Origin of the sequence: Catellatospora sp. TT07R-123 (genome assembly GCF_018327705.1) — a bacterium.
Classification (GTDB): domain Bacteria; phylum Actinomycetota; class Actinomycetes; order Mycobacteriales; family Micromonosporaceae; genus Catellatospora.
This window is the reverse complement of record NZ_BNEM01000001.1, coordinates 3,682,538-3,705,682: the sequence shown is the minus strand read 5'-3', so window position 1 is coordinate 3,705,682 and position 23,145 is coordinate 3,682,538. Positions and strand designations below refer to the sequence as shown.

Sequence of the window (23,145 nt, the reverse complement as noted above, 5' to 3'; positions counted from 1 at the left end):
CGCACACGCGCGGTGGGCCGCCCTTGGCTGGGGGGCCGGTCGGGTCAGACGGTCAGGGCTTCGGCGTCGGCCAGCGCGGCCAGCGCGATGTCGATGTCGAGCCCATCGCCGGCGCGGCCTCCGAGCCCGTCGGCCTCGAAGCTGTCACCCGCGGCCGGGTCGTCGCCGTGCCCGTGCTCGTCCGAGCCGCCGTCGTCGGCGACGTTCTCGTGCTCTGCCTGGTCGTCGTCCGGGATTTCGGCGGTGTCCTGGTCCTCGTCGTCTCGCGTGTCGTCGCGAAGCGACTGGCGCAGGGTCGTCTCGGCCTCGGACAGGACGTAGCCGTCGCTGACGAGCTGGTCGAGCCAGAACGCTGCGGCGTTGCGGTCCAGGGCCCACTGCTGCATGCCGCCGGCGTAGCCGAGGTTGTGCTCGTGGGCGCAGATCCACTGCGCGACCAAACAGCGGCGCAGCCGGTCCTCACCCGCGGTGGCCAGCACCTCGTTGTCGACACCGCCGAGCGCCGGATACAGCCCGTCCAGCTCCCGGAAGCGGATCGACGCGGTCGCGATCACCGTCTCGCGCAGCGCCTCGGCGAACAGCTTCTTCGCGGCGCGGGCGGTGCCGTAGGCGCTGCGGTAGAAGTCCCGCCGCACCTGCTGCGCGGTGGCCAGGCCCTCGACGTAGGCCGCGTGCTCACGCTCGGCTTGCTCGCGTCGCTCTCGCTCTTCGGGCGTGAGGCCGGCGGTGGAGGTGGTGGCGTGGCTAGCGCGGGTGTAGCCGTACTTGTCCGGGTCAGCGCAGTAGATCACCGTCTTGGCCGCCGACCCGTTCTTGTCGACGAACGCCGCGAACCCCGGCATGGTCTTGACGACTTCGGGGTCCAGGCGCTCGCCTTCGGAGTCGACCAGCCGTGACGCCTCCACCGCGGGGCTCTCGTATCCCCAGGCCTTCGGGCGGGCGGTGACCTTCACCCCGGCCAGGACCAGCTCGGCCTTGGCCCGGTCGCGGGCCTCGTTGTAGGCGCGCTTGGAGCGTTCGTTGGCGATGGCGTGCTGCAGCCCCCACCCGGTCCCGGCGGACTTGAGGATCCGCGCCAGTGTGGCCGGGTCGTCGGCGAACTCGGCGAGCCGGGCGGCGTCGTCCAGGGCGAGGGTGCCGCGGTCGGCGGCGGCGCGGGCCTGTTCGGGCAGTTCCCGCAGCTGCAGGCTCGCCTTGATCCTGCCGGTGGGCACGGCGCGGACCTTCGCGATCTGCTCCGGGGTCCAATCGAGGAGGGTGAGCTGGTGGTAGGCCTCGGCTTCCTCGGTGGGGGTCAGGCCGACGCGGTGGCCGTTCTCGGCCAGCTGGGCGACGATCATCGCGGCTTCGCCTTCGTCGGCGGCGATCCAGCACGGCACCTTCGCCATTTCCAGGGCGATGGCGGCGTACTTGCGCCGGTGCCCGATGATGATCTGCCACACGCCGTCACGGCCCTCGGCGGGGATGACGACCAGAGGGCATAGGACGCCGACGACTTCCATGGACGCCTTGAGGTCGTCGAGGTCACCGACGCTGACGCGCAGGTTGCGCGGGTTGTCGAGCAGTTCGCGCGGGTCCAGGTCGGCCGCGCGTAGCCAGGCCGCAGGCGACGCCGGGACCGTCGGCTGCTCGCCGACGATGGCGTCGGTGTCGGTGGTCAGGGTGGCTGTGGTCACGAGGGGGTACCTCCAACAGGGTTGATCAACAAATGTCGCCCTGCCCGGCGTCGTGGCCGGGTGGGCGGTGCTGGCCCGATCCGCCAAGGCCGGCCGATCGGCGCAGACCCGCAAGGCCCTCTGCTCTCGGGAGCAGGGCACCGAGGGTGACGGGCGCGGGGGAGGGCCTTGCGGGGCCAGCCGCGGGCGGCCAGGATCACGGGCCAGACACGCCACACCCGGACCGCCGCCGGGACCCAACACCCGCTTCCGCCGCATCTACTGCGGCGAAAGCGGGTAGGTCAGGGTCAGGAGTGAACCGACCAGGTACCGGGCTGCGGCCCGTCGAACGGGAAGTCCGGCTGGTGTTCGTGGTCGAGCACAGCCGCACCGGGGTAGGCGGGCCGCCATGCCCGCTCGGGGGTGGGGATCGCGGCGCAGCCGGGGGTCGCGCAGCTGCGCTTGTCGCCGTGGAAGACCACCCCGTACACCAGGGAACCGGTGGACACGTACAGCGACATGCCCCCGTCACGCGACACCGTGACCTGCGGCCCGGCCCCAGGAGTGAGCAGCCCCGCGACGTGGCGGTGCCACGAGGACAACGCCGCCAGGTACCGCTCGGAGCGTTCGCCGTAGAACCGGGCCAGGGCATGCAGGTGCTGCTCGCAGGCCGTGATCACGTCCGCGGCCGACCTGCTCACCCGCACCTCGACCACATCGGGGCGGTAGTCCGCCTGCGGCAGGACCGGTTCGGGCACGGTGGGGTCGTCGTAGCTGCCCGGCATGATGTTGATCAGTTCGAGTGCCAGTTGCGGTCCGGTGCCCCACTGCTCGGCGCGGCGGGTGACCGCGTCGAGCACGGCCGACCATTGCGTCTCGGGGATCGCGTACCGGGTGGGGTCCAGGGGGTTCGACGCGTCGAAGTCGTCAAAGGCCCTGCCCGTGCCGTCCAGCAGGACGTTGAACAGGCCGCGGATGGTCACGGACGCCAGTTCGCCGGTGGAGGACGCCGCGCCGATGCGGTCCAGCAGGCCGCTGATCTCGCGAGCGGTCAGCGCCCGCGAAACCTGGTGAGGGGTAGATGTTGTCATCGTGCGGCCGCCTGGAGTTCGGCGGTGGGGGTCCAGTGCTGGTGGGCGCGGTCGAGGCCGGCGAGGTAGGTGTCGGCGTCGTTGGCGCAGCGGGTACACAGCCCGACGTCGGGCCCTATCTGGTCGTAGCCAGCGGCGTCGAGGCTGAACCCGGCGCTGAAGTCCCCGAGGATTCCGCGGGGGTCGTTCTCCCCGTCATCTGTGCCCCACAGCAGCCAGGAGCAGACCGCGCACGTCCCCCGGTAGCGCAGGATCCGGTCGCGGTGGCGCCAGGAGTCGTACCAGACCTGTACGGGTGTGCCGGTCGCGGCGTCGGCAGTGAACCGGGGCTGCTCGACGAGGACGGGGAGGGCTTCGGGGATGGTGAGCAGGTGGTCGGTGTCGCGGGAGGTGATCGGTTTGGTCATCCGGACCAGCCGTGTCGTGACCAGCGTGCCGGAGATGGCGAACGCGTCGTGCGGCAGCGGCTGGTGGCTGCCGTGGTGCTCGATGAAATCCCGAATGGTGCGGTGCTTGGCGTCGTTGCGGTAGGCGATCGAGTTGGGTACGACGGCGACGAGGCTGGCGCCGGGGCGCAGCATCACCCATGCCATGCGCAGATGGTCCATCCACACGTGCGGGTCGCTGGCGGTCCCGAACGGCGGGTTCATGACGACCGCGTCGAACAGGCCGTTAGCGGTCATGGCCTGCTGGGCGAACACCTCCAGGGTGGTGGTGCGCACATCGACCTGCCGGCCGAGGGTCGCGGTGACTGCGGCGCGGGTGGGGTTCGGCTCGACGGCGGTCACCTGCACGTCGGGGTTGGCGCGCAGGATCGCCGCGACCAGAGCCCCGTCGCCGGCCGATGGTTCCAGCACGCGGGCGCTGGGCGGTAGCCAAGCCAGGTCGGTGTGCGGGTAGGAGCACAGGCGGTCGGCCAGATCGTTCGGGGTGCGCACGAAACCCTCGGCGCGGCGCGGGTGGAGCGGGATGACGCCGGTGTCGAGGGTGTGGACGATCAACGCGGCCGGATCGACAGCCTGCGGGAACACGGTGGCCTTAACCGCGGGTGCCCAGGCGCCGCCGAGGGCGGCCAGGATCTTCTTGACCGGCGCGTACGCCTCGGCGCTGACCTGTTCGGTGATGCGTACGCGGTTGCCGTCGACGACGGCGGCCGACAGCAGCTCGCGGGTGCGCTCGTCGATGGCGGGCGTGGCAAGGGTGGAGGGTGGCAATCGAAAACTCCCTGGAAACGGCGAAAGGCCGCCCCCGCGGATGCGGGGGCGGCCTTTCGCGAAGGACGCAAACGGGTGCTGGCGGACCTGGGCGGTCCGCGGCGGTCAGGTGCCGGTCAGTGGCGGATGACCGTGTGGACGCCGGTCAGGTAGGGCGACACGTCGCCGGAGAACGCGGCCACGCCGTAGGTCTCGCTGTCGAAGTCGCCGCCGTCGAGATCGGCGCGGTAGTGCTCCTGCCCCAGGGCGCTGGCTTGCTCGAACGCGGCCAGTGAGTTCTCGCCTCCGACGACGGGCACGACGATGACCGGCGGTTCGCAGCCGCTGAGCGGGCTGTCGGAGGACCAGTCCCGCACGAAGGTCACGTTCAGCGGCGCGCTGTCGGCGTCGCGGACCAGTTCGCGTGCCTGGTGGACGAGGCGGTGGAGGGTTTCCCAGGCGATGTCGTTGTCCATTGCGGCGTCCGGGCCGTCGTTGTCTGACGGGTCGACGTCGGTGGTCAACTCGGCGACCGCAGTAACGAACTCGCGCAGGGCGGGCAGGGCGTCGACGTTCATTGGTGCTGGCCTTTCGGCCGATGCCGCGCCCGATCCAAGAAGCCGAGCACGAGGTCATTGAGCTGCCGCCGGGCCTCGGGCTGGGTTCGTCCTTCCGCACGGAACGGGTTGTAGACACCGACGTCGGGAAGGTCGAGCTCCGCCTGCCATGCCGCGCCACGTACCGGCTCGCGCCACATCGTCACGGGCAGCCGGATGGTGGCCTGCTGTTTCACATAGCTGGACAAGACCGCTCCTCAGATGTGGTGACAGGTGACGAAGGCGGGCCGGCGAGGGCGGCACGGCGGGCCCGCTGGTGCCGCAACTGCTGGACCCTGGCCTCGAACCGGTTGTTGACCATCGCGGCGACCTCCTGCTGTTCGGCGAACAGCAGCGCATACCGCGGCGCGTGCGGCATCTGGCCGAAGTAGGCGCGCACATACTGGTAGCGGCGATCGTGGCGCCAGCTGCGGCGCAGCTCGGCCATCAGCCGCGCCGCGAACGCGGGCACCACCTCGTCCAACTCCCAGCGGACGTCGTGGCCGTCATGGTGGGGCTGGTACTCGATGCCGCTGACGGTGTCCCACCACAGCCGCCGGACCCGCTCGTCGCCCAGGACATGCCACACGTCCCGGGCACGCTCGCCGAGCATCCGGTAGACATCGCCGGAGACCCACTGGTCCCACGACGCTTCGATGTCCTCCTGCTCCAGCGCCGACAGGTCGGCCTCGTCGTAAACCGGGTACTCGACCTGCAGGCCGATCAGCAGGTCGACCAGCTGCGGGGGCAGGTCGGCCACGAACGCGCCCAGCACGTCGCCCTCCCAGAAGGCGAGGTCGGTGAACGCGCCGGGGTAGACGCGGTGCAGGCTGCGGTGGTTGCTGCGCGCCCGCGCGGCGGACTGCCCGGCCAGGCGCTCACCGCTGCCGACATCGCCCAGACCGACGTAGACGGCGCTACCGGCGAACGGATACGGCGACAGGTCGTTCCACCGCAGCGCGTGCGGTGTGGCCGGGTCGGCGTGGCTGATGCCGAACCCGGCATCGCGCAGCCGCTCGACCGGGTCACCTGCGGCCAGGGTGAGCCGCTCGGCCAGCAACTGGCCGCCTGACGGCAGGCACAACACGGCGCTGCTGCCCGCACCGCCGGCCGGCACCCGTGCGGCGGTCGTCGCGTCCACGGTCACGGTTACGACGAGCGTGGCCACACCATCGGGTAGGTCGAGATCTGCCGGAACGGCGTCGGCGCCGAGCAGCAGCAGCGACAGGTCGCCCGGCGCCGAGAATGTGTCGTCGAGCCCGCACACGCTCACGTGCACGCCGACGCTGCGGGCGACGGCGGTGACTGCCGCGCGCACGCGCTGGCAGCCGGTGATGAGTAGTACGTTCACGCCTCACCGCCGTGTCGTGCCGGCAGGGTGTCGTCGGCGGTTGGAGGCCATTGCGGAACGATCTCCCGGGCGGGTACGCCAGTGCCGATACCCTGGGCGACCAGCCGCGCCATGCCGTAGTCGGCGTCGACGGCGGCGACGCGGTTCAGCGCGGCTGCGGCGAGAAGGTCTTCGCCGCGCATCCATGCGCACCAGGCGGCCAGGGCGGCGGGCGCGGCGATGTGGGTGTCGGGGGTGCGGCGGGTCAGGTCCAGCCACAGATCCCGCTGCCACATCAGGCTGGTGGTCGCCTGCCAGGCGATGTCACGCAGCCGGATGTCGGTGAGCATCACGGCCATGAGCGCTGCCTGCCCGGTGGTCAGCCGATGCCCGTCAGCGGCCTCCTCGAGCAGGAACCGCAGCACTGCTGTCGGCTTGTCGCCGCGCGGCCGCAGCACGGCGATAGCTTCGGCAGTCTCGGCCCGCGCCACCTGATCGGGCAGGGTCAGCGCGACCAGCGCCTGGCGCGAGGGCAGCGCCACCAACCCGCGCAGGGTCGCGTGGGCCGCCGCGGCGGTGGTGGCGGGGTCCAGGGGCAGGCCTTTGGCGGCGCGGCAGGCCGGGCAGCGCAGGCAGTAATAGCGGCCCTCGGCCAGCAGGTAGACGTCGGCGACTCGCAGCCGGGCGTCGAGCTGAGCGACGGTCGCCCGGACCCGATCGATAGCAGAGGGCGGACCATACGCCAGCACGGCTACGCGAGTGGCGCCGCGCTTGTGCGCGAGGGCCCGGACGTGCCCGGCGATGGCGTCGGGATGGTCGGCCAGGTCGTGGCGAGTGAACAGATGCACCCGCTGGTCGTCTTGCAGGTACAGGACGACCAGGCTGTCGGTGGGGTGGTAGCCCAGCAGGTAGGGGACGGTGCCGAACATGTCCTCGGGCGTGCGCAGGTGGAAGGTGGGCGTATCGACAGGCAACACAACTCCTAGAAGATCATCGATGGGTGCCGGTTGTGGCGCGGCCACGGCCGCGGGCGGGTCAGGATGTGGAGGCGGCGTTCGTGAAGACGTCGGGTTCGCTGATCAGCCAGGGCGCGCGCCGGTAGCCGGGTAGCCGGGAGATCGCCAGGGCGCGCAGCGCGTCGCAGAACTCACGGGCCTGGCTGTCACGCCAGCCAGGGTGTTCGCAGGACTGGTACTCGTAGCAGTCGACTGCCTTGAGGACCACCACCGGATCGGGATCACCCGGGACGCGGGTGAACAGGTAGGGCGGTTCGATCTCGGTCTCGTCGTAGCGGTGGTTGACGCTGTCACGGTTGGTGGCCAGCAGCATCGCCCCCACCTGCCCGGCGGTCGCCGCAGTGAGCTCACGACGCCGCTCGGTGGCCTGGCGCTGCAGCTTGGCGGAGGTCCACTGGCCGCGGTCGGACGCCGCGTCAATGGGCGGCCAGGTCCAGCGCAGCGGCCCAGTCGGGGTGTAGGCCAGCGCGGCCGACAGCATCGCGTCGATGTGCTCGACGGGCAACTCGATAGCGCTCACCGGCCACCGCCTGACAGGCGGCAGGGATGACAGTTGAAAGAGGTCATGGCACCTCGCCAAGGGAAGTTCCGAAGACCCGGCGGCGGGGTGCGCCGTGCGCCGGGTCGTGCTGACTCCCGCCGGACACCGGCCAGGGCCCGCAGGCAGGCAAGGGACCGCACCTGACGGCGTTAGATAGAGGCGGCCCCATCAGGCGTCGAAGACCAAGGGCGCGAGGCTGACGGTGCCCTTGCCGGGCAAGGGCCGGCCGGTAGAACGCGGGAAAGTCAGCACCGACCCGAGCGCGCCAGCACTATCGCCGCCGTCAGCAAAATGAACGCGCCCACGCGGCGCGCAGGCGCCGCGTGAGCGCCGAGGCGTCAACTCCCCGGCTGGGCCGACTCGGCCAGATGCCACACCAGGTGGCCGAGTCCGACCGCGTACATGCCGTCGCTGTCGGCGACGGTCCAACTGACCAGCAGGTTGCGCTGGTCGTGGCCGCCGGTGCGGTACAGCTCCACCACGCCGTGATGGATCTCGATCCAGTGCTTGCCGGGAAGGTCCGCATACGCTGCGGTGTCGGCGGCGATCGCCGCTGCGGTGGCGGCGTCGAAGCGGGCGACGTATCCCAGGCCGCAGCGCAGGCCGGGGGCGATCTGGGCGGGCCAGTCTTGGCCGCTCAGATCCCAGCTGAACACTTTCCCGTCGATCCAGGCATGACGGCCCGGGTCGAAGTCGTCGCGGACGACGGTGCGGGCGCAGCGGGTGATCGGGACGCCGTCCAGGCCGGGCAGATCGTGCCACACGTCGACGGCCAGCCAGCCGTCCTGCCGGTCGGGGATCCTCGAGGACGGGACAAGGTTGTAGAAGGAGTCGCGCAGGCGGATGAACCCGCTGCGGGTGCGGTCGTCTGCCACCGGCGGCCGGTTGACGGGGCGGATGGGCCGGTCGGCCACGGTGTGGGGGCGTCCCCACCGGTCGTGCCAGCCAGGCAGTCCGCTGGAGGCCAGGGTCGCCCCGCCCGGGTGGTAGCGCAGGATCAGGCCGCGCCCGCTGCTGTCGCGCCCGTCGGGGTAGGTGACCTTGCCGTGGGTGTCGGTGTGGTCGGCGTGCGCGACTAGCGCCGCGACCCGCGCCCACGGGAACCACAGCCGCCGCGCGGGCGGGGGAAGCTCTCGCACGGCCGCAGTAGTGCGAGCCTGCCAGGTCCACCATCCGGACCCGACCGGATACCGCCCATCGTGATCGGGGGACAGGACCGTGCAGGTCTGCTCGGCGGTGCCGGCCTGTTCGACGACCGTGACCGTGGTCCCGTCGATGTCGATGCGGGTGGTGTAGTCCGGGTCCTGTTGCTGCCGGGCCACCTGCGCGGCGATCTGCTCGACCGTGGGCAGGTCGAAGCTGGGCAGGTCCCAGCCGTTCCACGTATAGCCCTTGGGGATCATAGCGTCGAACGGTCCGAGGTCCTCGATGGCGACAGCGGCCGGGATCATGCGCGCGTTGTCGTCGGCGCCGCTGCGGATGCTGTGCACGGTGGACACCACGGTTGCGGCGCCGTCGGCGGGGGTGAGCGCGAGCCAGTGGTGGCCCGCGGCCACGCCCCGGTACAGCAGCGCGAGCATGCCGTCCAGTGGATCGGCCGTGTTGAACAGCGGCAACTCCTTGGCCGTGCTCAGGCGAGGGACGGGGCCGAGGCCGTGGACGACGGCGGGCAGAGCGCCAGACACTGTCTCGGCGGCGCTCTGCAGGATCACCGGCTCTCCAGGGACCAGTACCAGCTGAGCCTGGCTGCCCTGGGCGGCGAGGGTGTGTTCGGCGAGGTTGAGGGCGTCGTGCAGGTCGACGAGGTAGGCGGCAGTTCGCAAAGGTGGTGCTCCTTCGGGGCAGGGTGAAGCGCCCGGCCGGTGCCGGGTGCCGAAGATCAGGAATTCGTTGGCGCCAGCAGCTGTCGCAGGTCAGCTGACTGTGGCGTCAGCTCGTTGGGCCGCGAGGCTGGCGGGCAGGCGGGATCGCCAGCGCAGCGCGTAGCGGCGGCAGTTGCCGCAATGGCCCAAATGGAGGCAGCTGCGCAGGCGCGGCTGGTAGCGGGCCGCGAACGACCATGCCATCGAGTCGCTTGACTCGATCCGTGGTGCGAACCGGGCTAGGCCCAGCGTCTTGGAGCCGTACAGGTGCAGCCGGTTCAAGCCGAGGTTGTTGAGTAGCGAGACGATCCGTTCGGCCTCGGCGCTACCCTGCCGACGGCACACTGACCCGACGTCGAGGAGGGGCTGACGGGCCAGATCTACGCCGTGGCGTGCGTAAAGGTCGACGCACAGCTCGTACTCGCGCGGGTGCCAGCCCTGCACGACCGGGATGATCGGCAGCGTGTCGTCGACGGCTTGAGGTCGAGGTAGTTGCCGACTTTTCTGAGCGACGGGTCACGCTTCGCCGCTAAAGCAGCGGGTCGACGTCGCGGGAGCTTTTCGCGACGTCGACCCGCAGGCTGGGAACCGAGTGCCTGTTGAAGAATCAGGTGAGTGCTCAGTTCCGCAAGACCACACTCCGATCGCCAGTAAAGCCACGGCGGTGCCAGCAACCAACAGGAACGGTGTAACACGAGCTTGAGTACGAATGCGGCCATCATCCCCAACTGGCCGACGATCAATGCCGCTGCCAGCCGGATCAAGGCCAGGGCCCACAGACGTCCTACCCCGACTGTGTTGGGCGTCTTGCGACCAACCGGCGGCGGCGTACATCATCACAGCCGGCGGCGAGTGGTGCGCAAAGGCTAACCGCGTGGTGGGGTGCAAAGCGGATCGTTGGGCCTTAGTGTCCCCCAGTGTGAAGGCATTCATGCGAGACACCGCCATCAACGTCTTGGCCAACTTGATAGCAGCGGCAGTGATCTATCTGCTCGGCGTCGCGTACGGACTTTTCCCCAGTGTCAGGGGCGCCGTCATATTCTCGGGCGGCCTGATCGTGGTGGCGGGCTCCGGTGCCGTGTTAACGCTGGTTGCCATGAGAGCGGACAGGGAAACTCATCTCCGGGGGTTATTTGCATGGCAATTGTTACAGGGGGTCGCGGGGATCGCCTTCCTGGGTGGGCTGATTGCGTTGGTGGGGGCAGCGGTTCCGGGACCGACCGGGGGAACGACCCGCTCAGTCCTCTTCGTAGTGGTACTCCTCGGGGTGGGAATCCCGTCAGTGATTGCGCGGATCATGGCGGTCTACCGTAGGGAGTTACAAAAGAAGACTGCGGGCGAGGAAGAAGCAAAAGACCTTGAAGGCTATCCATCACCAGCTCCAAGGCAGCGCCCAAGTACACCTCGTCGAGCGAAGAAGCCGTCTCGGAAGTAACGACCGCCCAAGCTTTCACGCGCGCCAGGAACACCCGCGCCCGCCCTGCTGGCGGCTGAGCGGCATTTTCGGCTCCGACGAGGCCGTGTGACGCCGGAGCCGCGATGCCGTCTGAGTGCCCGACGAACAGCCCGGTCAGGCGGTACTGACGGCAGGCTGGACTCGGCCGGTGCGGTGGCAGCGGGCCAGACGCCGGGTCATGACGATGACCATGGCCCACTGGACGATCGCGGCGTGATGCTCGGGGTGGCGTTCGTGCTTTAGAGGATCTGTCCTCGGAGCGGTTCGACGATCTTGGCGAGGAAGCGGTGCATGTGCGGGTCGAGATCGTCGATCGGCATCTGCAGGACTTCTTGCGGGCTGTGCCATCCGATCGCGGTGAACTCCGCGGTGTCGAACGCGACGACCTGTGTCCGGTCGGTCTGCACCACGTGCCACAACGAGACGTCGATGTGGCTGCCGCCGCGGCCGTACGGGTCACGGGTGCGGGTCACGGTCACCATGGCCGGGGTCTGCCCGAACACGGGGTGGGCGAGCGCGGCTACGCCGAGCTCCTCGGTGAACTCGCGCTCTACGGTGGCCCAGGGCAGCTCCCCGGGTTCGCAATGCCCGCCTGGCGGCAGGCGCAGGCCGGCGTTGCGGTGTTCGACCAGCAGCAGGTCGCCGCTCTCGCGGTCGACGGGGATCATGTAGGAGACCAGGTGCATCGGCGGGTTGTCGGGCTTACTGACCCGGTAGAGCGGGGCATCGCTGCTGATCCAGGCCAGGACCGTGTCGCGGTGTTCGGCTTCGACGGGGTCGAGGGGGCTGATCTCGGCGACCAGGGCGTGCACGGCCTCGCGCGTACTGACGGGGGAGCGCATCTGCTGATTGTCACCTGCCGGCCCGGACACCCGGGCGTCGGCTGGCGACAATGTCGGCCATGACGTCGACTGCCGGGCTAGGTCGGGACTTTCGCCGGTTGTGGGCCGGCTACGCGATCAGTGAGTTTGGCAGCGCCGTCGGGGCCGGCACGTTGCCGCTGGTCGCGATAACCGTGCTGGACGCGCCGGCGTGGCAGGTGTCGATGCTGGCGGCTCTGTCGGCGGCCGCGGCTGCGGCCATCGCGCTGCCGGTCGGGACCCGCATCGATCTCGGCCGCAAACGCCCTTGCATGATCGGCGCAGACCTGGTGCGGTTCGCGGCGCTGGCGAGCCTGCCTGCCGCCGCCGCGCTCGGAGCCTTGACGATCACTCAGTTGTGCCTGGTGGGTGTCGTCAACGCCGCCGCCGCGATCACGTTCGCCGCCGCGAGTGGCGCTCATTTGAAGAACCTGGTTCCTGCGCAGCTGCGGACGCGGGCCAACAGCCGGATGGAGGCCACGTTCTGGACCGCGACCAGCGTCGGGCCTCCGCTGGGAGGGCTGATCGTGTCGGCGGTCGGGCCGCTGGCCACGGCCGCGGTCGACGCCGTCAGCTACCTCGGCTCCGCCGCCTGGGTCCGCCGGATTCGAAGCCCCGAACCGCCACCGGCAGCACGCCACGACGAGCCTTGGTCGGCTCAGCTGACCGCCGGATGGCGTTACATCTTCGCGCGGGCTGACCTGCGGGGTCTGTTCGTCAATTCGCAGTTGTTCGGTGGGGCGATCATGCTCGCGTCGCCGATCCTTCCGGTGTTGATGCTGGGTGAGCTGGGTTTGGCGGCTTGGCAGTACGGCCTGGCGGTTGGCGTGCCGGCGGTGGGCGGGATCGTCGGCTCGCTGCTGACCGGCCCTTTGGTCCGCCGGTACGGGGTACGGCGCGTCCTGCTGGGCGCGGGCGCGGCCCGGACCGTGTGGATGGTGCTGGTGCCATTCGCGCCGCCGGGCACGGCGGGCCTGGTGCTGATCATCGTGGCGGACACCATGCTGCTGCTGTGCGCTGGAGTGTTCGGGCCGCTGTTCGTGACCTACCGGATGGAAGCGGTCGGCGACGGCCACCTGGGCCGGGTGCTGACGACATGGTCGGCTGGCACCAGGTGTGTGCAGCCGCTGTTCATCGCAGCCGGCGGTGTCCTGGCGTGGCTGCTCGGCCCTGCCGCGGCTATCGGCGTCGCCGCGCTGTTGCTGCTGTCCAGCAGCGTGCTGCTGCCATGGACCGCAGTCGAGACCAACCCGGCGGGGGCGCTGCGCACCGCCGACTAGCTCCGGCAGGTACCAGCCATCCGCGCAGCCGCCAGGCGGCTGGCGCGACGTTGGCGTCGGGTACGCCGTACGCGGGCCGGCCCGCACGTCATTGACCGGATCGCGACAGCACGGTAGCCGCCTCAGGCAGGGCGTACACCGTCATTCGGACGTTGTCCATGATGAGGCCGCGTATCGAGGCGGCCACTCGCTCCGAATGGGGGATGCACGTGAGCAGGCGCCGACTGATCATGCTCGTCAGCGCATCTGCGCTGCTGGTCACGGTCGTGGTGGCCGTCGGCGACCTGCAGGCCGGCTCCGGCGCCGTCGCTGAGGTCGGCGACACGCTGCGACCGGACTCCGAGTTGCTGTCCTGCGATCCCAGCAACGGCGTGGTCTCGAGCAACCTCGACTACGGCATCGGCGGCACTGAAACCCCCGACCTGCGCACGCCCGAACAAGTCGTGGCGGACGTGCTGACTTTCGAGGGCCACCCCGAGCTTGCCGTCCTGGAACTGGTGACGGTGTACGCCCGGCGCGACTACCGGCAGATCACGGTGAATAGCCCGCAAGGCGTCTATGCCGCATTCACCTTTGAGTCCGTGCCGGGCGTACAGCAGGGACGCCCAATCCTGAGTCGGTACAGCAGGTGCAACGGCCCGCTGTCCAAACGCCGCTGATCTTGCATGCCATGTGATGCCGGCCAAGAGCCTTCCGGGCACGCGAGCCCGCGCGACTCCGGCCCCGCCCGGCCGCCAGCACTGCATCGGGCCTGCGCCTTGGCGATTACCGGCACTCGAAGATTCGAACTGATGTACGATCAAGCCGACCTTGATCATTACGGCAGGCTGGGCTGGTCATGAACCGTCAGGCGAGCGTGGCCCGACGCCGCGGCTCGGCGCGTGGGCGCGGCTACGGGTGTGGCTGAAATGTCGGGACAGCACGCCTACGGGCCGATGCCCACCACCGCTCAGCTGGCAGACCTCGCACGGCCGGTCCCGCCGCTGGTGACGGTGACCGGCATCGCCGAAGGCTTGGTTCCAGCGGCGCTGCTGTTCTGGGGACGTGGCGACGACGGATGGCACGCCGGCATCGCCTGGATCTATCGAACCTTCCGGGGGACGCCGCTGCGCGCGCTGCTGACGACGTGGGTGCCGGCGGAGCAGGTGCGCGAGCGCGCGGGTGAAAGCTACGAGCGGGTGCCGCGAATCGTGCTGCGCGGTCCGGCTTCGACCTGGCCGATACTGCCACCTGCGTACCCGAAGATCGGGCCGGAGTGGGTTGAACGGCACCAGCATGCGGCGCGGGCGGACCCCACTGGCGAGTACGCCGACCTGCGCGACGACATCCGCGCCGGCACGTAGCGCCAGCGGACAACCCATCGCGGCCCCCTGCCGTCGTAACTGCCGTGGACCGGCAGGCGAGCGGAGATCAACTTGGGTGTCCTTCCGGGGAAACGGAGTGAGGTGGATAGACGGGGCGTGCCTGCTACCGTGGAGGTGCGGACCTGCCCCACACTCGTGGATCGGCAGGTCCGCTTTTATTTGCCTCCCGATTGCAGCCGTTAGACGCCTGCGGGTTCTGCAGCCTCTGCGGACCGGACCGTGCCGGTGATTGAGGCGAGCGGGGCCATGGCGGTGTCGATGGCTGCTCGGCCGCGTTCGGGCGCGTCGGGCATGAGGTGGCCGTAGTAGGCGTAGGTGATCTCGACGGAGGAGTGGCCGAGCCACTCACACAGGTCGGTGATGGGCACCCCGTTGCCGAGCATCGACGCGGCGAAGAAGTGGCGCAGCGCGTGGGTCTTGTGGAACGAGACCTTCGACGCGGTGAGGGCGGGCTGCCAGACCTCGTTGCGGAAGTAGTACTGGTAGAGCAAGCCAGTGCGGGTGTGGTTGGGGAACAGCAGCTTGTCCTGGCCGCAGGTGCCGTAGCGCTTGAGGTGTGCCTGCAGAACCGCGGCCACGATGGCGGGCAGCGGCACGGTGCGCCCAGGTGACTCCTCGTCGCGGTGCTTGGTGTAGCGCTTGAGCCGCAGCCCGGCGTTCTTGCCGCTGTCGGTCTCGCCGTCCTCGGTGATCTGCCGGTCGACGCGCAGCAGCCCCTTGCGGAAGTCGATCTGCTCGCGGCACAGGCCCATGGCCTCGGAGATCCGCAGGCCGCAGCCGGCCATCAGCCAGATCATCGCCGCGTACCGCGGATCGGTGGCCAGGATCAGGGCTTCGACCTCGAACAGGTCCGGTACGACGATCTTTTCCTTGACGACACGCCGGGTCTTGGCGCGGCTGCCGGGCAGCGTGGCACGTTTGGCGGGGTTGCGGCCGAGTTCCTCGTTGTTGACGGCCCACTGCAGCGCCGAGGACAGGTAGCCGAAGCGGGTCTGCAGGGTCTGGTTGGCGTACTTCTTGGTGTCTTTCATCCAGGCGATCCACGCCTGGATGTCGGACAGCTTGAGGCTGCCGGTGGTGCGGGTGGTGAAGTACGGCTTGATCGTCTGGTTGAGGATGCTGCGGTACTGGCGGACGGTGGAACTTTCCAGGCCGCGTGAGGTGGCCCAGCGCTCGAACAGGCTGACGACGGTCTCGGCTGCGCGCTTTGGCTCGATGTAGGTGCCTGTTTCGAGCTCGCGGTCCATCTTCGTGCGGAACGCCTCGGCGTCGACCTTCTTGCGGAAGGACTTCTGCCGCTGCTTTTTGTCGGGGTCGTGCCAGTAGACGGTATAGCCGACGCCTCCATCGGCTTGCGGGGTGATCCAGGCGTGGGCCATGCGGGTGGTTCCTTTCACATACCCGCGCCGTCGGGCTGCTGCGGGCGCGTGTCATCGCCCCGGCAGCCAAGGTCGGGCGGCGGGTTGGGGGTGCGGGGTATCGGCCGCTGACACCACTGGTGCCGCGGAACGTGGGTACGGGCTACCGGCTCGTGTGCCGGACTGGCGTCACGAGCGTTTTGTCAGGTCTGATCAGGCGCTGGGTCGCCCTAGTCGATCCAGGAAGCCGTCGATCTTCTGTAGCACGTCGGCGGTCGGCGCGTCTGAGGTGATCGCGTCACGGACCTCGCCGAGCACCTCGCGAACCTGTTCGCGGGTCTTGCGGCTGATCTGATCGGCGTCGGCGGCGAACAGGTCGAACGCCGCCATCGCGCGCTCCTGGAACCAGGCGCGCAGATCCTGCGACACCGGCTGCTCAGCGCCGCTCAGCACCGCGTCAGCGGCGGCCTGGTACTGGCGTGCGTCGGTGCCTTCCAGGGGCTCCTGCCCTCTGACCCAGCGCAAGAAGCGCGCGGAGTCGACTGTCACGCCCGGAGCCACTTGGACATGTTCGCCGGCCGCGACCAGCAGCGCCTCCGGCGGGACGTCGAGCACATAAGCGAACCGGATCAGCTCGTCGATGGTCGCGCCGGCCGCTCGCCGCCCTGCCTCGATGTTCATCAGGACGGTCGATGTCATGGACGGGTCGTCGTACAGCTCAGCCGCCTGTGTCGCGTTGAGTTTGCGTGCCTTGCGCACCTCTCGCAGTCGGTCACGCACGATCTCGCCAGGCGACGACCCACCGCTGACCTGCTCGCTTGTCATGTTCGTAATTTTTACTCGTCCCCTTGACAAATGGCAACCCCCTGACCAGGATCACTTACCGCAACAGCAAAGCAGGATCCTAAAATTTGCGGAATTGGTAAGTGAGGTTGAAATGAGAGACGGCGGCACGGGGCTGTGGACACATGAGGAAGCGGCGGAGTACCTCGGCATCGCCAAGCAGACGCTGCACTTCATCAACCACAAGGGCGAAGGGCCGAAGTCGTTCAAGGTGGGACGCTACCGCCGCTACCGCCAGCGCGACATCGATGCCTGGCTGGAAACCCGCAGTTCACGGTCCTGAGACCTACTTCGCCAACCCCTCACCACTGGAGTCTCACCTTGCCCACGACCTGCAATTTCGACATCTTCTACATCGACGACTCCGGTAGCGAGGCCGCCGGGTGCATTACCTTCAGCTGGATCCAGATCAACCCTGCAGACTGGGCGAGCGCCATGCAGAAGTGGCTAGCCTTCCGGGCGGAGGCGTATCGGCGGCATGGCATCTCCGCGTCCCAGCGACTGCACGCCACCGACCTCGCCGGAGGACGCCGAAACCGCTCCGCCGCGGCGCTGCGAGGAAACCGCCAGCAGGGGATGGCTCTCATTCGGGAGGGCTTGGAAGCGATCGCAGGCCTGCCCGGAGCACGCCTAGGCACCGCCTATCGCATGACGTCCAGCCGCGGCCGCGCCTACGAGACCGACAAGCAGGACCTGTACGAACACGTGGTCAGAGCACTGGATGCGCAACTTCAGGCACGCGACAGCTTCGGCGCGATCGTCATGGACGGAGACGGAACCAACGGCGCCTACGCGCGAGCACATCGCACCCTGGGGGAGCATGGGCGCAGACTGATTGAAGACCCGTTCTTTCGGCACGCCGATGTCAGTCAGTGGGTCCAGATCGCTGATCTCATCGCCTGGACCGGCTACCGGTCGTTGACTGTCACAAACCGTAGGCGTGCGGCGATGACTTGGTACGCCAACATCCTCGGCGACCTCGACGTCCACGGCGGCCCGGTCATTCTTTGATCACTCCGAGTTTCTGCCACGGAACCCGTGGTCTCCCTGGGTCGATGCATGCCGCGCCACGGCGGGGCCGGGCCTAAGCGGGCCCGACACTCGCAGCCGGGCGTCAAGGAGCGAAGCGCCCGGAGGGCTTGACGCCCGCTAGGGGGTCGGGATGATAGGCCGGGGACCCGCGAGCCAGCGCGGCCGCTTTCGTCAGATTCGGTCATGAGCCGCGCCTACCACGAGAAGACCGTCACGGTTGAGCATGTGGCCTGCGTTCTGGCGCTTAACCCTGAAGCTGGCTCGATCGGCCGTTTTGTGGCGTTAGGCATCCTGGCCGCATAGCTGACGGTGGTAGCTGAGGCACTCGGCGTCGAGGATGTGCTGTGGGTGTATGTGCAAAGTGCCGACCGGCGATTGATCAACAGCGGAGCGTACAACACCCTCGTGGTCTACATAGATTGTAAACGTATCGAATAGAACGTGATCGTTGGGGCAAAGGCACAGCAAGTTGGCTAAGTGATCTGGACCGCGGTGGGGCACGCCGAGACCGCGAATATGCGCCGCTTCGCTGTAGCCACCATTGCGAGTTTGCAGGCGTACGCCGCAGATTTGACATCGATGATCGTAGAGAGCCTTGACTGATTGTGCGATCTGGGGGTCGCGCACGATCAGTTGTGCCGTCACCTCACGCCTAGCTGCTTCGCCTTGCAAGCCTTCCGCGAACCCTGCCCACCTGTCGTTGCCGGCTGCGGTGTCGTAGCCATGCAGGCCGACGTCGCCCAGCAGCGCAGTATGATCTAGCTGGACAAGGTACCGCGTGAGAAGGGTCCGTACGGCACGCCCTCTAATCGCCGTATCCTCGAGACGGCTAGCGGCGTCAGTAGTGAAGCCAGCCAGTGGGTTGTCGTTGTCCAGTAGTGTGAGTGGGGGTGTCTTTGTGCGGCTCCACGCCAGGCCGTTGACTTCCCATAGCCCATCGCTGCGCAGATGCCAGAACGGGTGCTCGGGACTGAGGCGTGACTCGGGCAGTCCGTAGCTATGCAGAATTGGTGTGACACCATCGCGGAATTCTCGCCAATCCATTAGGCGAGGTTGACCGGCGGCCAGCCGGCCGATCGCCCACAGCAGAGCAAGTGGCTTATGACGGCTGGGTATCCCCCCGAGCCGATGCGTCGATAGGCGATCAAGAACATCGAACAGGCTGGTACCAGCATGACCCGATGGCCTCCGTGAGTCCACGCGGGTGATCTCGAAACCGAGTCTTCGCAGCTGTAAGATCATCGTGCGCTGGCCATCACCAAAGTCGCTGGGCGTCAACGCACCCCCACCGACATGCTCGTGAGCGGCGACCATGATCGCCTTCGAGTCGTACTTCCGGCCGTTGTGGACAAACCAACAAGCATGGGTCTGTTCCAGCCCGTAGCGCTCAAGGAGCAGCGGCTGCCCAAGCTCGTCGTACTCCGCGACTGCCGCCAGCACGGCTTCACGCGTGATTTGCAGCAGCGTCATGCTCAAAAGCATATGGAAGTCGCGTTGGCAACCACCTCGGCCGAAGTGCCACGATCAACGCCGGTGGAACGACATCCTTGCCTGGCTGGCTTCAGACTCCGGGAGAAGGTGCCGTAGCGGCGGTGACGGCGCCAAGGTCCCGCGCCTTTCTTGATGACCTTGCAGTTGCCGAGTGGCAGATGCGTCGAGTTTCGGCGGCGCGTGGGTCACGGCCGTATGTTCTCTGCCACCCAACGGTCCAGGTCGAGGTCGGCGTTGTAGACAACCGGCCGCTCGACCGCGGTCGGTTCCTCGAACATGCTGAGCGCCTTACTCATCGTCTCGTCGTGAAGATGGGCCCGCTTCTGGGTCGTCATGTTCTGCCGGCGCCGCGCCTCCGCTACCTCGGGCGGCGTATCGACGTACACGAGCACCGGCTCGGCGCCGCATTGCTGCGCGGTGTCGCGTAGGCTCTGCCGCTCGGCGCGTGTGAGGCTCGCCCCGTCGAAGACGACCGTCCGACCGGCCCGCAGCATGGCCTCAAGTTTCTCGAAGGCCCTGGCATAGACGTCGTTCCAGTCCCTTTGATCCATCGTGGTCACATCGCGGCCGCCGCTGGTGATCTCATCGTCGACCGACGCGTATCCGAAGTCGAAGCGTCGCACCAACTCGCGCGACAACACACTCTTGCCGGAGTACGGCAGACCAGTGACGATGTAGAGTCTCAGCTCGCCCACGTCGGGCAATGTAATACGACCGCCGACGGAGTACGACGGCCGATCGAGGTCAGTCGAACAGGTGACGATGGTCGCGACTCCACCGGATCGATCCGAGACACGGTCCAGAACGCTCTCGGCATACTCGCCAGCCGCGTCGCGGTACTCGACCGTCGGCTCACGCGGATGGTGACTGACGAGACGGGCGGGTGTGCGGGGCCTATGTGAGCGGCGTTGCGGCACGGCCGAACGACCGAGCACCACGTGGTCTCGGCGATCCATTCGTCGCCGCTCATCGCACCGGTTGGGGTGTGCCCGGCGAAATGGGTCAGACGGAGATCAGCGCCGTGGGCTGGTCGGCTGCCCGTACTCGGCGGACTGGGGCGACGTTCGACCTGCCTGCGAGTGCGGCGGTCGCGGTGGCCGGATCGGTGAACATGTCGAGTAGGTCGGTCACTTCCAGGACCATGCGGACCAGGCGTTGCGGGTAGCGTGCCCACATTTGACATCCGGCGGCCTGCGCGGTGGTGTGCGCGGCGACGAGCACCCGCAGGCCGGACGCGTCTAGGAAGGTGCAGGCGGCGAGGTCCACGTCGATGACGGCCGGGGTGTGCGTGGTCAGCGCGTCCAGTAGCGCGTGTTGCAGGGCGGGTGCGGTGGCCATGTCGATCTCTCCGCTCACGGTCACGACGACTGTGCCTGAGGCGCGGCGGCGGGTGGTCAGGTGCGCTTGCGCCAGTGCGGTGACCGGCGAAGTGTGTTGTGACATCGTGTGTACTCCAAGCCCAGCGGCGGTGCGCGAAGCGTGCGGGTTGGAGGGCGGGGACCAGGCCCAACGCCGGGAAGGCAACAACCCCCTTGAACTCGGGGCGCTGTCGCGGGCTCGACCGGCCGAGCACGTCGGTGCAGCGCGGCCAATCCCATACGCTACTCGCCCGTGACAGCGGGTGGGGTCACGAATTGAGCGGGGACATTGCGGGCGTTCGCGTCGGTGATCGTCGGGCCGCCAGCCGGGTAGCGGCCTGGCGAAGCGCCACCACACCGAGCGGGATCGGCGACCCCTCAGTAGACCGCACAGGGACGACAATGCCAGTGACGTACGCGCCAGCAGAACAACTTCACCGGTCCGGGTGGCATCGGAAACCAGGTCTTCGTCTGAGCGCATGAGCCATTCCTTGGCGGCACGGGCGTGGCCGGCAACCCGTGAGATGCCTGCCCCGCCGATGACCTGAACCAGTTGTGGCCTCTCCGAGGTTGAGACCAACCACGGGCCGGTCCGAGCGGGCTCAGATCGCGATCAGAGGCGGCCGAGCACACTGGGCCGCCACGGCCATGGTGCCTTCTGCAGTTCGCGGCTCATCGGTGTGCCGCCGTCGCACACGTTGACGACCGGTCCCACCGGCGGCAGCTCGCAGTCACGGATCGTCGCATGGTCCAGGTGTGCGGCGACCCAGTCAAAGGCCTGGTCGATCAGGCGCCTGTTGATCTCAGCGGCGAATTGTGCGGCGTCCTCGCCCGCGAGTTCGACCATGGGTCGCGCCGGCGTGTCCGGGCGGCCGAACACTAGGGCCATCCGCGGGTTGGCCGGCAGGATGATCGCCTCGGCGAGCGGGAATCCTGACGGCTTGGTGGTGTAGATGTGGATGATCTCTTTGCCGATCCGGTGCGCCTGGCGGTCTTTGCGGATGCGGACCCGGCGCTGCTTTGCGGTCAGGAAGCACTCCGGCCGGTGCTCGACATGAGCGTTGTTGACGACCAGGACCGGTTCGTCGCAGGTCATCAGCAGCGGGGCGTCCAGCAGAACGCGCGTCACGGGCCGCTGAACCAGGTGCAGGGCAACCGGCTCGGCCATGGGGAATAGCTGGATGTGCTCGTTGGGATGTGGGACCGCGACCAGGCCCTCAAGCAGTTTCTCCCGCTTGGTGCCCCGGGCCATCATCTTGACGTGGTAGTCGGCGAGCAGTTCATTCTCGCGGCGTGTCCGCATGCCGCGTACGGCCTGCATCGCAACGAAGTTCGCCAGGGTCATCCGGTCGTCGACGGTTAGCGGCACGTCGGCGCGTAGGTTCGTCAGCAGCCGTTTGAACACCTCGGCCGTGTCGGCTTCCAGGATGCTCAGCAGGTGTTCCATCCTGCCGTCCTTGTGCCCGTCGTGGTTGATCACGGTGTAGAAGTCGCGTACGGCCAGGTCCTTGTGCGACTGGGCGCGGCCGGTGCCCTGGTTCCTGTCGCGGACCCACAGGTGGCCGCTGGTGGAGGCGAATCCGCGCAGGTAGAAGGCTGGCACTACGTGATGGCGTGCGCCGACGCCATTGCTGATGTCGACGTCGCGGGTCCATCTGTCGGCCTTGGCCTGCACCCATGTCCGCATCGCCGCGGTGTAGCCGTCTGACACCGTCATCCTCGCTTTCGGGTCCGCACGAGCGGAACACCAGGGCAGCCTGTCACCCTTCCGAGTCCGGATGCACATGCTTTACATCGCTGTCGGCGGCCTTCCGTTCGTCGAGACGCCCTTGGGCGGCGATGGGTGTGCCGTCCGTAGGCGTCCCCGCGGGTTCAGGCTCGGCCGGGCCGTGGGATGGGCCGCGCCAGCGGACGCCTGCTCGGTGGTCGACTCGACAGCGACCGGCCTACTGTGAGCGCATGTCGTCCGCAGCAGGGCACGTCGATCGCATCGCTGAGATCGCCGCGCGGTATCGCCGGGCGATCCTGGACAGCTCGCCCCACCTCGTGGAACTTGGCGTCATGAACAACTTTCCCGCCGGGGCGTGCGGCCAGGCGTGCCTGCTGCTCGGTGAGCACCTGTGGTCGCGAGGTCAGGGACTATGGCGTCTCGCGTCGGGGATGCGTCCGGGGGAAGGCCCTATCGTCACTCACTCGTGGCTGGTGCGAGATGGCCTGGTCGTCGACATCACCGCCGACCAGTTCGATGACGTCGATACCCCAGTCGTGGTGACGTTGGACGACGCCTGGTACCAACCCTGGGACCGGCTGGGGTCCCGCTGGGCGCGCCTGGACGGCACATCCGGCCAGGACACCCCCTCGCTTCGACAGGCCTACGACCACATCGACGCGGTCCTGACCGGAGGGCGTGCTGGCTGAGACACCGTTCTCGTATAACGGGTCCTTGCCGTCGCGGGTTCTGATTCGAGGCGCGTCAGCTGGCCGCGCGAGGCACCGCGACCGGGCGTGCGGGTGTCATCCTATACGCCCCTTGCGTAGGTTCGACCCAGTTCGTCGACCCGAAGACCTGGGCGCCTTCGTGCCTGTCCAGCCGCTTGAGTAACGCGGGTATCTGCCCCCGTTGATCCCGAAGGTCTCAGTCGGTGCCAGGCGGCACGCCGAGCCGTTCGGTGGCGCCGCGCGGATGGTGAAGGTGTCGGGGAACAGGCGCAGCTTGCGGCTCATGTGCTCGCCGTACTGCGCGGGTGCGTCGGCCGGTGTGGCGAACGGCGGGGCCGGGTCGGGGCCGGTTAGGCTCGGCGATCACCCCGTGACGGGGA

Annotated in this window: 24 protein-coding genes; 7 read left to right on the top strand and 17 right to left on the bottom strand. The window is 68.4% G+C overall.

Annotated elements, in window-relative coordinates; genetic code table 11:
- Positions 1 to 44: 44 nt before the first annotated feature.
- From Cs7R123_RS15840 to Cs7R123_RS15795, 10 genes are all read right to left on the bottom strand, one after another.
- The gene (locus tag Cs7R123_RS15840) at positions 45 to 1,676 is read right to left on the bottom strand and encodes a ParB/RepB/Spo0J family partition protein (RefSeq protein WP_212827333.1); all 1,632 of its coding nucleotides are present in this window, start codon (positions 1,674 to 1,676) and stop codon (positions 45 to 47) included.
- A 287-nt stretch (positions 1,677 to 1,963) separates the two neighbouring features.
- On the bottom strand, positions 1,964 to 2,746 hold the full coding sequence (locus Cs7R123_RS15835; protein ID WP_212827331.1) for a hypothetical protein: 783 nt from the start codon (positions 2,744 to 2,746) through the stop codon (positions 1,964 to 1,966).
- The gene (locus Cs7R123_RS15830; protein WP_212827329.1) at positions 2,743 to 3,960 is read right to left on the bottom strand and encodes a methyltransferase; all 1,218 of its coding nucleotides are present in this window, start codon (positions 3,958 to 3,960) and stop codon (positions 2,743 to 2,745) included. The genes Cs7R123_RS15835 and Cs7R123_RS15830 overlap by 4 nt, the downstream gene beginning before the upstream one ends.
- A gap of 116 nt (positions 3,961 to 4,076) precedes the next feature.
- Positions 4,077 to 4,517 carry a hypothetical protein gene (locus Cs7R123_RS15825; RefSeq protein WP_212827327.1) on the bottom strand — a complete coding sequence of 147 codons (441 nt, stop codon included), beginning with the start codon at positions 4,515 to 4,517 and terminating at the stop codon, positions 4,077 to 4,079.
- Entirely contained in the window at positions 4,514 to 4,744 is a 231-nt protein-coding gene (locus Cs7R123_RS15820) for a hypothetical protein (RefSeq protein WP_212827326.1), read from the bottom strand. The genes Cs7R123_RS15825 and Cs7R123_RS15820 overlap by 4 nt, the downstream gene beginning before the upstream one ends.
- Positions 4,729 to 5,886, bottom strand: a complete 1,158-nt coding sequence (locus Cs7R123_RS15815; protein ID WP_212827324.1) for a hypothetical protein — start codon at positions 5,884 to 5,886, stop codon at positions 4,729 to 4,731. The genes Cs7R123_RS15820 and Cs7R123_RS15815 overlap by 16 nt, the downstream gene beginning before the upstream one ends.
- Positions 5,883 to 6,839, bottom strand: coding sequence for a DUF4192 domain-containing protein (locus tag Cs7R123_RS15810; RefSeq protein WP_212827322.1), 957 nt, complete (start codon positions 6,837 to 6,839; stop codon positions 5,883 to 5,885). Before Cs7R123_RS15810 ends, Cs7R123_RS15815 begins: the two co-directional genes overlap by 4 nt.
- Positions 6,840 to 6,900: 61 nt before the next feature.
- On the bottom strand, positions 6,901 to 7,401 hold the full coding sequence (locus Cs7R123_RS15805; protein ID WP_212827320.1) for a hypothetical protein: 501 nt from the start codon (positions 7,399 to 7,401) through the stop codon (positions 6,901 to 6,903).
- A gap of 359 nt (positions 7,402 to 7,760) precedes the next feature.
- A complete protein-coding gene (locus Cs7R123_RS15800) occupies positions 7,761 to 9,245 on the bottom strand; it encodes a hypothetical protein (RefSeq protein ID WP_212827318.1) in 1,485 nt (494 codons plus the stop codon).
- A 90-nt stretch (positions 9,246 to 9,335) separates the two neighbouring features.
- A complete protein-coding gene (locus Cs7R123_RS15795) occupies positions 9,336 to 9,728 on the bottom strand; it encodes a hypothetical protein (protein ID WP_212827316.1) in 393 nt (130 codons plus the stop codon).
- A gap of 487 nt (positions 9,729 to 10,215) precedes the next feature.
- Between Cs7R123_RS15795 and Cs7R123_RS15790 the strand changes: the two genes are divergently transcribed.
- On the top strand, positions 10,216 to 10,719 hold the full coding sequence (locus Cs7R123_RS15790) for a hypothetical protein (protein ID WP_212827315.1): 504 nt from the start codon (positions 10,216 to 10,218) through the stop codon (positions 10,717 to 10,719).
- Between the two features lie 260 nt (positions 10,720 to 10,979).
- Here the strand turns inward: Cs7R123_RS15790 and Cs7R123_RS15785 are convergent, their stop codons facing one another.
- Entirely contained in the window at positions 10,980 to 11,582 is a 603-nt protein-coding gene (locus Cs7R123_RS15785) for an NUDIX domain-containing protein (RefSeq protein WP_212827313.1), read from the bottom strand.
- Positions 11,583 to 11,641: 59 nt separating this feature from the next.
- On the opposite strand from Cs7R123_RS15785, the gene Cs7R123_RS15780 reads away from it, so the two are divergent.
- The 3 genes from Cs7R123_RS15780 (at position 11,642) to Cs7R123_RS15770 (ending at position 14,223) form a co-directional block, all read left to right on the top strand.
- Positions 11,642 to 12,880 carry an MFS transporter gene (locus tag Cs7R123_RS15780; protein ID WP_244871849.1) on the top strand — a complete coding sequence of 413 codons (1,239 nt, stop codon included), beginning with the start codon at positions 11,642 to 11,644 and terminating at the stop codon, positions 12,878 to 12,880.
- A gap of 161 nt (positions 12,881 to 13,041) precedes the next feature.
- A complete protein-coding gene (locus Cs7R123_RS15775; RefSeq protein ID WP_212827309.1) occupies positions 13,042 to 13,539 on the top strand; it encodes a hypothetical protein in 498 nt (165 codons plus the stop codon).
- Positions 13,540 to 13,788: 249 nt separating this feature from the next.
- On the top strand, positions 13,789 to 14,223 hold the full coding sequence (locus tag Cs7R123_RS15770) for a hypothetical protein (protein ID WP_212827307.1): 435 nt from the start codon (positions 13,789 to 13,791) through the stop codon (positions 14,221 to 14,223).
- 200 nt (positions 14,224 to 14,423) lie between these two features.
- Here the strand turns inward: Cs7R123_RS15770 and Cs7R123_RS15765 are convergent, their stop codons facing one another.
- Entirely contained in the window at positions 14,424 to 15,623 is a 1,200-nt protein-coding gene (locus Cs7R123_RS15765) for a site-specific integrase (RefSeq protein ID WP_212827305.1), read from the bottom strand.
- 192 nt (positions 15,624 to 15,815) lie between these two features.
- The gene (locus Cs7R123_RS15760) at positions 15,816 to 16,427 is read right to left on the bottom strand and encodes a helix-turn-helix transcriptional regulator (protein ID WP_212827303.1); all 612 of its coding nucleotides are present in this window, start codon (positions 16,425 to 16,427) and stop codon (positions 15,816 to 15,818) included.
- A gap of 112 nt (positions 16,428 to 16,539) precedes the next feature.
- Here Cs7R123_RS15760 and Cs7R123_RS15755 point away from each other — a divergent pair, with 112 nt between their 5' ends.
- On the top strand, positions 16,540 to 16,728 hold the full coding sequence (locus tag Cs7R123_RS15755; protein ID WP_212827301.1) for an AlpA family transcriptional regulator: 189 nt from the start codon (positions 16,540 to 16,542) through the stop codon (positions 16,726 to 16,728).
- A gap of 38 nt (positions 16,729 to 16,766) precedes the next feature.
- A complete protein-coding gene (locus Cs7R123_RS15750) occupies positions 16,767 to 17,456 on the top strand; it encodes a DUF3800 domain-containing protein (protein ID WP_212827299.1) in 690 nt (229 codons plus the stop codon).
- Positions 17,457 to 17,759: 303 nt separating this feature from the next.
- Here Cs7R123_RS15750 and Cs7R123_RS15745 read toward each other — a convergent pair whose 3' ends face one another.
- The 4 genes from Cs7R123_RS15745 to Cs7R123_RS15730 form a co-directional block, all read right to left on the bottom strand.
- The gene (locus Cs7R123_RS15745) at positions 17,760 to 18,947 is read right to left on the bottom strand and encodes an HNH endonuclease (protein WP_212827297.1); all 1,188 of its coding nucleotides are present in this window, start codon (positions 18,945 to 18,947) and stop codon (positions 17,760 to 17,762) included.
- A gap of 206 nt (positions 18,948 to 19,153) precedes the next feature.
- Positions 19,154 to 19,663 carry an ATP-binding protein gene (locus Cs7R123_RS15740; RefSeq protein WP_212827295.1) on the bottom strand — a complete coding sequence of 170 codons (510 nt, stop codon included), beginning with the start codon at positions 19,661 to 19,663 and terminating at the stop codon, positions 19,154 to 19,156.
- Positions 19,664 to 19,970: 307 nt separating this feature from the next.
- Complete coding sequence (locus tag Cs7R123_RS15735; RefSeq protein ID WP_212827293.1) at positions 19,971 to 20,411, bottom strand: STAS domain-containing protein; 441 nt, start codon at positions 20,409 to 20,411, stop codon at positions 19,971 to 19,973.
- Positions 20,412 to 20,939: 528 nt separating this feature from the next.
- Positions 20,940 to 22,037 carry a DUF4238 domain-containing protein gene (locus Cs7R123_RS15730; RefSeq protein WP_212827291.1) on the bottom strand — a complete coding sequence of 366 codons (1,098 nt, stop codon included), beginning with the start codon at positions 22,035 to 22,037 and terminating at the stop codon, positions 20,940 to 20,942.
- Positions 22,038 to 22,285: 248 nt separating this feature from the next.
- On the opposite strand from Cs7R123_RS15730, the gene Cs7R123_RS15725 reads away from it, so the two are divergent.
- On the top strand, positions 22,286 to 22,744 hold the full coding sequence (locus Cs7R123_RS15725) for a hypothetical protein (protein ID WP_212827289.1): 459 nt from the start codon (positions 22,286 to 22,288) through the stop codon (positions 22,742 to 22,744).
- Positions 22,745 to 23,145 lie beyond the last annotated feature (401 nt).

Coding starts and splice junctions, on each gene's coding strand:
- Cs7R123_RS15775 (WP_212827309.1), top strand. CDS start 13,042: ATGAGGCCGCGTATCGAGGCGGCCACTCGCTCCGAATGGGGGATGCAC.
- Cs7R123_RS15765 (WP_212827305.1), bottom strand. CDS start 15,623: ATGGCCCACGCCTGGATCACCCCGCAAGCCGATGGAGGCGTCGGCTAT.
- Cs7R123_RS15725 (WP_212827289.1), top strand. CDS start 22,286: ATGTCGTCCGCAGCAGGGCACGTCGATCGCATCGCTGAGATCGCCGCG.
- Cs7R123_RS15760 (WP_212827303.1), bottom strand. CDS start 16,427: ATGACAAGCGAGCAGGTCAGCGGTGGGTCGTCGCCTGGCGAGATCGTG.
- Cs7R123_RS15780 (WP_244871849.1), top strand. CDS start 11,642: ATGACGTCGACTGCCGGGCTAGGTCGGGACTTTCGCCGGTTGTGGGCC.
- Cs7R123_RS15785 (WP_212827313.1), bottom strand. CDS start 11,582: ATGCGCTCCCCCGTCAGTACGCGCGAGGCCGTGCACGCCCTGGTCGCC.
- Cs7R123_RS15745 (WP_212827297.1), bottom strand. CDS start 18,947: ATGACGCTGCTGCAAATCACGCGTGAAGCCGTGCTGGCGGCAGTCGCG.
- Cs7R123_RS15770 (WP_212827307.1), top strand. CDS start 13,789: ATGTCGGGACAGCACGCCTACGGGCCGATGCCCACCACCGCTCAGCTG.
- Cs7R123_RS15825 (WP_212827327.1), bottom strand. CDS start 4,517: ATGAACGTCGACGCCCTGCCCGCCCTGCGCGAGTTCGTTACTGCGGTC.
- Cs7R123_RS15790 (WP_212827315.1), top strand. CDS start 10,216: ATGCGAGACACCGCCATCAACGTCTTGGCCAACTTGATAGCAGCGGCA.
- Cs7R123_RS15735 (WP_212827293.1), bottom strand. CDS start 20,411: ATGTCACAACACACTTCGCCGGTCACCGCACTGGCGCAAGCGCACCTG.
- Cs7R123_RS15835 (WP_212827331.1), bottom strand. CDS start 2,746: ATGACAACATCTACCCCTCACCAGGTTTCGCGGGCGCTGACCGCTCGC.
- Cs7R123_RS15755 (WP_212827301.1), top strand. CDS start 16,540: ATGAGAGACGGCGGCACGGGGCTGTGGACACATGAGGAAGCGGCGGAG.